Annotated in this window: 8 protein-coding genes; 1 reads left to right on the top strand and 7 read right to left on the bottom strand. The window is 39.0% G+C overall.

Features of this window, described 5'->3' with window-relative positions; translation table 11 throughout:
• Positions 1–53 precede the first annotated feature (53 nt).
• From BTO21_RS06715 to BTO21_RS06680, 7 genes are all read right to left on the bottom strand, one after another.
• Entirely contained in the window at positions 54–350 is a 297-nt protein-coding gene (locus BTO21_RS06715; RefSeq protein WP_045032750.1) for a hypothetical protein, read from the bottom strand.
• Between the two features lie 289 nt (positions 351–639).
• Positions 640–3108, bottom strand: coding sequence for a trimethylamine-N-oxide reductase TorA (gene torA, locus BTO21_RS06710; protein ID WP_045032748.1), 2469 nt, complete (start codon positions 3106–3108; stop codon positions 640–642).
• A 20-nt stretch (positions 3109–3128) separates the two neighbouring features.
• Positions 3129–4307, bottom strand: coding sequence for a pentaheme c-type cytochrome TorC (gene torC, locus BTO21_RS06705; protein ID WP_065193465.1), 1179 nt, complete (start codon positions 4305–4307; stop codon positions 3129–3131).
• 43 nt (positions 4308–4350) lie between these two features.
• Positions 4351–4527, bottom strand: coding sequence for a trimethylamine N-oxide reductase system protein TorE (torE, locus tag BTO21_RS06700; protein ID WP_065193464.1), 177 nt, complete (start codon positions 4525–4527; stop codon positions 4351–4353).
• 446 nt (positions 4528–4973) lie between these two features.
• Complete coding sequence (locus tag BTO21_RS06695; RefSeq protein WP_045032744.1) at positions 4974–6077, bottom strand: phosphoribosylaminoimidazolesuccinocarboxamide synthase; 1104 nt, start codon at positions 6075–6077, stop codon at positions 4974–4976.
• A gap of 217 nt (positions 6078–6294) precedes the next feature.
• Positions 6295–7059, bottom strand: coding sequence for a metal-dependent hydrolase (locus BTO21_RS06685; protein ID WP_045032741.1), 765 nt, complete (start codon positions 7057–7059; stop codon positions 6295–6297).
• Positions 7060–7302: 243 nt separating this feature from the next.
• Entirely contained in the window at positions 7303–8016 is a 714-nt protein-coding gene (locus BTO21_RS06680) for a DUF445 domain-containing protein (RefSeq protein ID WP_045032738.1), read from the bottom strand.
• A gap of 217 nt (positions 8017–8233) precedes the next feature.
• Between BTO21_RS06680 and BTO21_RS06675 the strand changes: the two genes are divergently transcribed.
• The gene (locus BTO21_RS06675; RefSeq protein WP_045032737.1) at positions 8234–10555 is read left to right on the top strand and encodes an ATP-dependent helicase; all 2322 of its coding nucleotides are present in this window, start codon (positions 8234–8236) and stop codon (positions 10553–10555) included.
• Position 10556: the final 1 nt, after the last annotated feature.

The following is a 10556-nucleotide window of genomic DNA, read 5'->3' as shown; positions in this document are numbered from 1 at the left end:
ACCGTTCGTGGTGGCTTTTTTATTTATTGTTTTGTTCTGAAGGGCCATTACTCTTAACTGGCAAGACGTTGGCAATATAATAGTGCCCGTAATTCCATGTTTTCTGCTTCTAAAGCCACAATTTGTTTATGTGCCTCTGTACGCATATCTTCATTTGTTGTGCGTGTTTTTTCAAAAATATCACTCAGTGCGCTAAATAACTCCTCGCCAGCAAGAAGCATTTCTTTACCCGTGATTTCAATCTTATAAGAACGTAATAAATCACGAATATAAAGGGTCAAATCACCTTTTGCTCGACCTATTTGGCGATCAATTAATGGACAAGTGTGGGGGTAGGCGAAACCTGACATAATTTTTTACCTTGAAAGTAAAATATCCATAATCATATAATTGTTATAAACCTCCGTGCCTATGAGTTGATTTTCGCTCACTCATTGAATTTGATCAATATGTGCACAATAAGTTTGCTGAAAAAGAGACTTATTATAGAAATATGCTTATTTTATTTCCATTTGATGATTTTTTGCTTTCTTTAAAAACGAGGCGGCTGAAAATTATTTAGAAGGGAATATTTGAAGTGATGATAAATAAAAGCCCCTCAATCTTAGCGATGAAGGGGCTTGGTTTTAATATAAGTAATTAACTCACTTCAATGGGGCCACCAAAAGCTGTTACTGGTGGTAATTTGCCATTGAATTTCTCAATGTTCACCAAGCAGGTTTGGGCGCTGGTTGCTTGTGCTAGTTCAGACGTTGGAATATCCATGGTTAATGTGTTTGGATCGCCATAAGTATCAAGCGAACCTACTTTTTCATTTAATGGTCCATACCATGCACCTTCCTCTATTCTGACGACACCTTGTGGGTAACTATCTGTCACGACAGCACCCGCAAGTAATTGACCACGATCGTTAAACACGCGTACAACATCACCGTCTTTAATGCCTTTAGCTGTAGCATCTTTAGGGTTGATGTAAACAGGCTCTCGACCTTGAACGGTATACGTCGCGCGGAATTCATCGGATTCACACATTTGTGAGTGCAAGCGTTTGTCAGGGTGACAAGATTGCATCCAGAACGGATGTTTATCAGAGCCTGGACCACCATGAGAACGTTCTGTCTTTTCAAACCACATTGGGTGGCCTTGACAGTGTTCATAGCCATAACGGGCAATTTTACGACTTGAGATTTCAATGAAACCTGAAGGTGTGCCCAGTGCATTGATTTCAGGATCTTGACGGAAATCTGCGTGGCGAACCCACGGCTTACCCGTACCAAAGTCTAAAAAACCTTGTTGCCAGAATACATCAAACTCAGGCATGTCGAATTTGCCAGCATTCGCTTTACGGCAATCATTATACAGCGATTGCACCCATTGCATTTCATCCATTCCACGGGTGTATTCTTTATTTTTATCAAAACGACGCGATAATTCCGTAAAAATATCAAAGTCAGTTTTTGATTGATAAAGCGGATCAACCAGTTTTTGCATCGCGATTAAACCACGACCACTGTATGAGCCCATAACGTCAATATCGTTACGTTCAAATTGAGTACATGCTGGTAGTACGATATCTGAGAAACGGCAGGTTGCTGTCCATGCAAAATCAATCGTTATCACAGTTTGCAATTTTTGGAATGCTTGTTTCATGCGGTTACGATCTTGGTGGTGATGCCAAGGGTTGTTACCGCTGATCACCATCATTTTGTAATCAGGCAGAATCACTTTAGAGCCGTTGTACTTAATTTCTTTACCGGGCTCTAAAATACAATCGACGAAGCGTGCGACAGGGATAGTGCGGCTATAACCATTGAAGTCGTTGTTATCCCATTTCGGTTTTTGACCTTCATCAACGTTACGTGGGAAACCACCCGGCGCTGCAAAGCCTGTTGATGGTACACCGATACCAGAGTAATGGTGACCATAAGAGATACCGCCGCCAGGTAAGCCAATTTGACCGACCATAGCTGCAATAACAGCGCCCATCCAGTAAGGTTGTTCACCGTGTTCTTGACGTTGAATACACCAACCAAATAGAATTTGAGTACGTTCTTTAACTAACATTCGGGCAAATTCACGGATTTGATCCGCTGGTACGCCACAAATCTCTGCTGCCCATTCTGGTGTTTTTTCAACCTTGTCTTTAGTGTCGCCTTTTACGTAACCAATGAACTCATCAAAGCCTAAGCAATACATTTTGATGAATTCTTTATCATAAAGATTCTCAGTGTAAAGCGTGTGCGCCACCCCCAACATAAATGGTACATCTGTTTGTGGGTGAATATAAAGGTGGGTGTTTTCTAAGTAACGTTGGGTCTTGTTTTTAACCGGATCAACCGAAATTACATTGATTTCACCTTTAGCTACTTTTTCTTTTAGTTGCGCAAGGTAAGGGTAGGACTCATGGGTTTCACAGTTCCAACCTACCTGTAGGTTTTTAACGGGATCGTTAGCCCATAAAATAATGTTCTTACTGTTGTCTAAAATTTCAGACCATGATGTACCCTGAGCATACACCTCAGTCGAACCTAGCACATACGGCATGATGGTTTGACCAGCACCTGTTGAGTAGTCGCCAACTTTGGTGATGTAGTTGCCATGCATACCCACAGCACGTTGCATGTGGCTGGTACAGCTATGGAATTGACCCGTTTGACGCCAGCCCGTTTGACCTGCGTGTAATGCCCATGGACCGTAGTCTTTTTGAATACGCTCTAGTTCACGGTAGAACAGATCTAATGCTTCATCCCATGTGACACGAACAAAACGATTATTACCGCGAGTTTCACCGCTAAATTTATGCTTTTTAAGCCAATCTAGACGTACCATTGGATAACGAACACGTGATGGGTTATAGATAATACCTTTAATGCCATTGAGCATTTCAGTTGGGTTTTTATCTATTTCAATCGCTTCAATTTGTTGTACTTTACCCGCATAGATCTGAGCGCGGAAAGCACCCCAGTGTGAGCCAGAATAGCGCCAAGTGCCTTGTCCTATCTCATCGTTAGCAAACACCTTTGCTGAGGCGAGTAGGCTTGGGCCAATCACAGTGGCTGCACTTGTTGTTGCAAGGCCTTTTAGAAAACAGCGTCTTGATACAGACATAGTATTTACTCCATCAATGCTTAGTGTTGGCCATTAGAAAAATCAGAAGAGTGTTTCTGTAAGTACTTCAACACAATCGCTTCACTATCACGGTCAAAGTTTACAAATGCCAACATACCGTTAAACATTCCTGGCCATGTATTGGCATCAAAGTGAGCTTCAGCTGGTTGGGTATGACACACTGAACAGTTGGTGGTGTAAGCTGTTTTTGCTTGCGCCCATACCGGTGTAATGTCGTTAATTAATGAATCTTTAGGCATCCACACTGTTGCCGTTACACGTTGCCAAGGAAGACCGGTTAAGTCATCGACTTTTTCTTCGTATTTCTCAACCACTTTGTCATTTTGGGCAGATTCTTTCAGTAGAGAAGCCACAGGAATATTCATACCAAAGTCTTCCTGAATCACACGACCATAGCCTTTGTCTTTACGCCAGCCTGCAATTTCAACTTCTATCGCATCATCCGTTTCATCAATGACTTTTACGCCAGAAGCTGGGTTTAGAATACCGGCCTCAACTTTCATTGCTTTATCTTCATAAACAGGAAGGAAACGCACACTATAAATTTCTTCACCCTTGCTGTAGTTGGTGCCATGTGATTGTTGAACCAATTCTGAAATCATACCGCCACTAGAGTCCATATCTTTTGGTAAGTGGTGGGCAATACCTTTGTGGCAATCAACACAACTTTGATCGCGTTCTGCGGCATTTTTCATTTGTACGCGAGCAACAGGTGACATTTTTTCAAAATCCATGCCTTTATAATCGTGACAGTCACGACATTCCTGTGAACCATTGGCTTTAAAGCGTTCCCATTCATGCTGAGCGAGAACAATACGGCGATCTTCAAACTTTTCAGGGGTATCAATAAAGCCGGCAAAGTGAGCAAAGACTTCCTTACTCGCCTGTATTTTACGTGAAATTTTATCTGTCCAATCATGAGGAACGTGACAGTCAGGACATGTTGCTCGTACACCTGAGCGGTTTTTATCATGAATAGTATTTACATATTCAGGCACGATATTATCGGCATGGCAGCTAACACAAAATTCTTCAGTGTTGGTTTTTTCTAGTGCAGTATTGAAACCACCCCAAAAAATAATACCAGCAACAAAGCCACCAAGGGCAAGAACACCAAGGCTAATATGGACGCTTGGACGTGATAGGGTTAGCCAAGCTTTTTTTAAAAATGCTTTCATTATTGTTTCTCGTTAAATGATGCTTTCAGTTTGAAGTAGGGGATCAACCACCGTGACCGGGAGGACCAAAGACAAATAATTGCAACATCCATACAGTGAAGCCATAACCACCAACGAAAATGACGCTTAAAATAGGGAAAAGAAAAATGGTAATAAAAAGGAACATTTTCCATTCGCGGCTGCGTGTTTTTTTGGTTGTAGGATCAGTAATACTGTCCATAAAACCTCCTAAGGTTGTTAAATATAAAAAATAAGTACTTATAAATATTTATATCAATTCTAGTTTCGATAAAAGCATAAATTATACCGTTGTACTTATTCAATTAATAAATGCATTATTTTGCAGTTAAAATAGTATAATTTTGACATTAAAGTTAATTGTTAATATTAAAAGTTAAAATATGTAATATAATGACAATATAAGTAGGATTACTTCTTTTTATAATGAGTCCTAATAGGCTTGCTTGTTAATTGTTTGTTTTTTATTTTGACGTTAATAGTGGTGTTTTTATGTGTTGTTGATTGTTTTTGTTGCGGTGAAGTTGCTGGTGTTTTGTTTAATTTGAGAGTGGCGTAAGGGGGGAAATACGGGAAAAGAATAATGGTAAGATAAATGTGAATATTAATGTAAAAAAGAGAGCTATCGGAATAGCTCTCATAGCAGAGTTAATCAATTAATTGGTATTCGTGGCGTAAAATATCAATAATTTCTGTTTTAGGATCTTGGCTTAGCGTAATTGGCTTACCCGTAATTTTTTCTGCAATATCGGTATAGATTTTAGATATTTGCATTAATACGTCTTGAGGAAGATCGTTATTTGCAGCTAAAGCAAAACGTTCAGGCATACGCTCTTTATTTAAAAGAATATCTGGATCTGGGAAATAATTTAATAAAACTTGACGGAAATCTTCTTTCGAATTTTCAACAATCTGTCCATCGCGGTATGCCGCGCCATCCCAAATGCGTGATGAATCAGGGGTGCCAACTTCATCCATATAAATCAATTTTTCATTACCGCTAGCATCGGTAACATAACCAAACTCAAATTTAGTATCGACAAAAATTTGGTCTAATTTTGCTAATTCGTCACTAATAACATTAAAACCATCGGCTAATAGTTTTTCATAGTAGCTAATATCGTCGATATTATGGAAATTAAAGGCTTGGTAGTTATTGATGAGATCTTCACGAGTAACATTGACATCATCTGCTTCTGGGACATTAGGAATACCTTTTAGAATACCTTTGGTAGACGGTGTCATCAGTAGTTGTGGTAATTTTTGATCTTTTTTTAACCCTTCAGGCAGTTGAATACCACAGAATTGACGCTCTCCTTGATTGTATGCTCGCCACATTGAGCCAGTAATATATTGGCGGCAAATTGCTTCTACCATTACCGGTTTTGCTTTTTGTACTATCCATACAAAAGGATGAGGAATATCAAGAATATGGCTATCAGCTAACCCATTATCTTTAAATAGTTTAAACCAATGGTTTGAGATGGCATTGAGTGCCGCCCCTTTACCTGGAACACCTTTTAAGCCACCTTCACCATGCCAAATACAGTCAAATGCAGAGATACGATCACTGATGATCATAATTGCTAATGGCGCATCAGGTTGAACATTGTAGCCTTTTTGTTGAATAAGACGACGACTATCTGCTTCTGTTAGCCAATAAACGGAGCGTACTTTTCCGCTGTGAACAGGTTTATCGGTACGGATGGGAAGGTCGTCATTGACGGCAAGAACTTGATCGGCAAGGCTCATGGTGAAATTCCTATTTCAAAATGATGACATCGAAATACAGAGTGCTCAAGATAGAAGTCACCTCAATCACTCATCTTATTGAGCATAATACTCGGTTCATTCTTGGACTGCCAGTAAAAAAGCAAACGATTGCCCTTGGAGGGGTAACTGTACTAAATGTAAAGTACAGTCAGGGAAGTGCGATGTTTTACATAATAGAGATGAGAGTTATTGGCGATTAAAAACGTTGATAAAATGCATGTAAATCTCGAGGGGTAATATAAAACATATGCAGTAGCCATTGTTTGGCGTCATCAACATTGAACCATACTGGGGTCAATTGAAAATGACTCCAGTTAGTGACAACTTGTAAAGCACCGTCATAACTTGGTGCAAGATCAAATAAGATAATAATCGCTATAATTTGAGCAAGGCTAATAAACGGTTTGGTAAAAGCAAAGGGTTTAAGGGCGGTACCAAATGATTTTTTTAAGCGTTTGTTTGATAGATCGACGCTGTATATCTCATCTAATGCTAAATGTACGATGCCGCCAAGTAATACAAAACCGCCAGCTAACCAACTGTCGGTTGCGGTATGACCCAGTAAGACACAAATATGTACACAGCAAAGGGCAATGAGTGTAACAAAAGAAATAGAGTGGCATGCACCGCGGTGAACGGTACAACGGTCAAATATCGATTTACCAAAATAACGAATGGTAACAAATAATGATACGACATAAATAATCAGCTCTAGCATTGCTACTTGAGTATAAATATGACTGACGAGCAGAAAACAACAAAACCCCGCCAAGAGTGTGAATAAGGCTTTCATTGACGTTGAGTGGTCAGAATCAATGTCGGGTAGAAGTCCACCGATGGTACCGAAAAAGGTCATCCATAGCGCAATGGTGGGACTTATATGGTCAGCAGATAGAAGCGTGGTTGCTGTTAAACCACTAACAATTGCCGCAACAGTGAAATGGGTTGAGAAATTTGCCAAGAAAAATGAATTCCAACTGGATAGATATACAGGTATTTATCACTGTTAGTTATTATAGTTCAACACTTATCACACTTTTCGAGTAATTAATGAAAGTAATTGAGTGAAAAAGAATCATATTGGCTGTTGCTGTAGAAATTAGGGCGGTGACAAAGGGAGTGATTAACAACAATGTTACGAGAAAAATATTGTTACAGCCGTATGCTTTTATATAAAAACAATACGGCTGATGTCGGGTAGGTATTAACCTGTAATAAGTGCTGAAATGATACCGATAATGCCACCAAAGACACCGCCCCAAATAACCAGCCAGCCAAGATGCTCACTGATCATTTTTTGCACCATTTCTTTGACCATTTTAGGCGTCAGTTCATTTAAACGCTGATCGATAATCTCTTCAATTTTACTTTCAATATCATGCAATGTTTCAGGTTTGATTAACTGTTGCTTAAGTGCTGTTTTAAAATCATCTTGTTGACTGATATCGATTACAGATTCTTGCATTTTTGCAATAAAAGGTTCGCGTAACGGTTGCATGGCTTCTGGCCCACCCATCATTGTGATCATGCCACCAAATGATGAGTTCATAATCACATCTAATAATGAATCAAAGGTGGGTGCAAAGTCGATTTTGCTAATAATCGGTTGCATATCTAATGTTGCAGCTTGGTTTTCATCTTGATTTAAAAAGCGACTAATATTCTGCTCAGTAAAAAATTGTTCCATCATTAATGCTTTTATTGCAGCCTTGAAGGCTTCAAAACGGGCTGGAATAACACCTGAACCATAAAGTCCGGGTACTTTTTCAAATAACATATATATAGCAAGCCAGTTAGTTAATGCGCCTGAAAAGGCAAATAAGCCGCAGTAAAGAATAATATGTTGATTGCTAATATAACCAATGAATAAAAGGAGAAGAGAGAGGGCATTGGTCATGAAACTTTTGTTTTTTAACATGTGCTAGTTCTTAGTAGTTATAACACCGATAAATACGGTCATAGGGTGGTCAGTTAATAGCATTTTGCCATTCATTATGGTGTCGAATTCTAACAATAGAAATAGACCAACGCTACATTTGCGTTTGTTTACTTCAATCGTGGTTTGCGATTTAAACTTCACATGGCAATTGTTATACTCGCCCGTTATGCATTTATTGTCTTACTGAGTATTTTTAATGACCCGTTTTACTGCTGAACAAACTGCTTTTATTCATCATCAGTCAGGCAATGCGTTGTGCGTGGCTGGCGCAGGAACGGGTAAAACAACGACGCTAGTAGGTATTGTTGAGCATAAATTACAGGCGATTGCGGCAGATAAGATGCTGGTATTAATGTTTAACCGTGATATTCGTACTGATTTTAAAGCAAAGTTAGTACAAATTCCGCAAGCGGATCGGGTTCCCGTTCATACTTTTCATAGCTTCTGTTTTCAGTTGTTAAGACAATCCGGGTATTTATCAACCACGGGTTATCAAATTGACTTTAATAACGGTGATAGTGATAAAACTATAGCTAAACTTGTATTGCGCCAAATGGCTGCTCAAGAAAAATCATATCAAAAGCAACAGACGTTCAAAGATCCACGAACAATTGAATTGCTAATGAGCTTTATTGGGCTAGTAAAAGCCCACATGTTACCACCTAAAGAAGTGTTTGAATTATCAGAAATTAATAATGAATATACCTTTATTATTGAAGCATTCTGGAATTTTGAAACAGTTCGTAAAGAACGAAAACAATTGTTTTTTGATGATTGGTTGGTAGAAACAATCCAGCTGTTAAAAAATGATCATGCGTTATGTGATTATTATCATCAGCGAATTCAGTTCATGTTGGTTGATGAGTTTCAAGATATCAATACTGCTCAATATCAGTTATTAAAACTGTTATTGTCACCACAAGCACAATTAGTGGCGGTAGGGGATGTCGATCAATGTATCTATAAATGGCGTGGTAGTGCGCCACAATTTATGCTTGATTTTGAAAAAGATTTTGCCCCCGCGACGACATACACGCTGTCACATACTTTTCGATTTGGTCATAGTTTAGCATTAGCTGCGAGCCATTTGATCGCTAATAATAAACAGCGCTTTCATGATTTTCAGACGATTGCTCATGAATCTGTTGCCGATACGACTGTTGATGTGATTGGTACAGCGCGCCAAGTGGGGGAAATAGCACAATCAGTCTTTGATTTTATTCAGCAAGGTGGGCAACCTGCAGAAGCGGCTATTTTAGTTAGACGATGGTCACAAGCGATGTTATTTGAGTTAGCGTTTTTAACTAAAAAAATCCCATATCATATGCCTATCGGTTCTGTGTTAACGCATAGCCGTGAAGTGAAATTGTTGATGGATATCATGACATTGGCGACAGGACGATTTTTAACGTTAGCTGATAACGATAAAGCTAATTTATTATTTAATTTATTATCATTTCCACACTGCTATGTGCCGAATAAAAGTTTACGCCCGTTGTGTGAGACTTTAGCTCAACGAGCAAGTAATGAATGGCTAAGTTTAATTAAGCAAACTGAAAAAATTCAACCAACATTAAATTTAGAAACGTTTAAAGATCGGATTGAGTTATTAATAATGTTACAACGCAAGGGCAATTTTAAAGCCTTAGCGGTATATAGGCAGTATCGTAGAGACAGTGAACTCGATAATTGGATTTGGAAAACAGAAGCAACAGCCACTGAAATAGAAGAAGCGGTTGAGCGGTTAGACAGTGTTGAAACTGTATTGGAATCAATGGATCAAAACTGCGATAAGGCATTGCAGTATTTTGAATATTATACACAACAATCAGCACGTGAAAATCAGACACAAAATAATAATAACAGTGTGCAACTGACTACAATTTTTAGAGCTAAAGGCTGTGAATACAGTCAGGTATATTTACCCTATTGGGATAAAGATGCATTTCCTTACGTGAACCGATCTTCATTAGGTATTTCGGCTGATACTGAAGAAGAGCGTCGCTTAGCTTATGTCGCAATGACTCGAGCTAAACATAGTGCAAAAATCTATTATACGGTTGAGAATTCGAAGAAAGATCACTATGTCCGTAAGGATAAAAATGCCAGTCAATTTATTATAGAGTCAAAGTCTGATGTCGCTCAGGATATTGGCCCTAAACTTTACCATGACGGTGAATTACCCTACCATAAATCATCTGTTGTACAGGGGTATTATCGTCGACTTTCACGTATTGATGATATGCAACCACCGCTAAAAGTAGTGCCTATTTCGTTGCCAGAACCGGATGCAACGGGAGCGTGTATTTATAGCTATGAATGGGCATTACAACAGCCGATGCCTGAAAACGCAGAGAAGCTTATTCGTAGCATGGTGCAAACGAAACCGGTTAAGTATTTAGAAGCAGAAGTGACACGTATTGTACGGGAATTAAAACAAGCGGGCACGGCTAAACAAAAGGTATTAATTAATCGTCTTATTGTTGTTGCTCGTGCCAAGGCGCGTAAATATATTTAAT

The organism is Photobacterium phosphoreum (genome assembly GCF_002954725.1).
GTDB classification, from domain to species: domain Bacteria; phylum Pseudomonadota; class Gammaproteobacteria; order Enterobacterales; family Vibrionaceae; genus Photobacterium; species Photobacterium phosphoreum.
The sequence above is the reverse complement of the archived record's forward strand: the minus strand, read 5'-3'. Positions and strand labels throughout refer to the sequence as shown.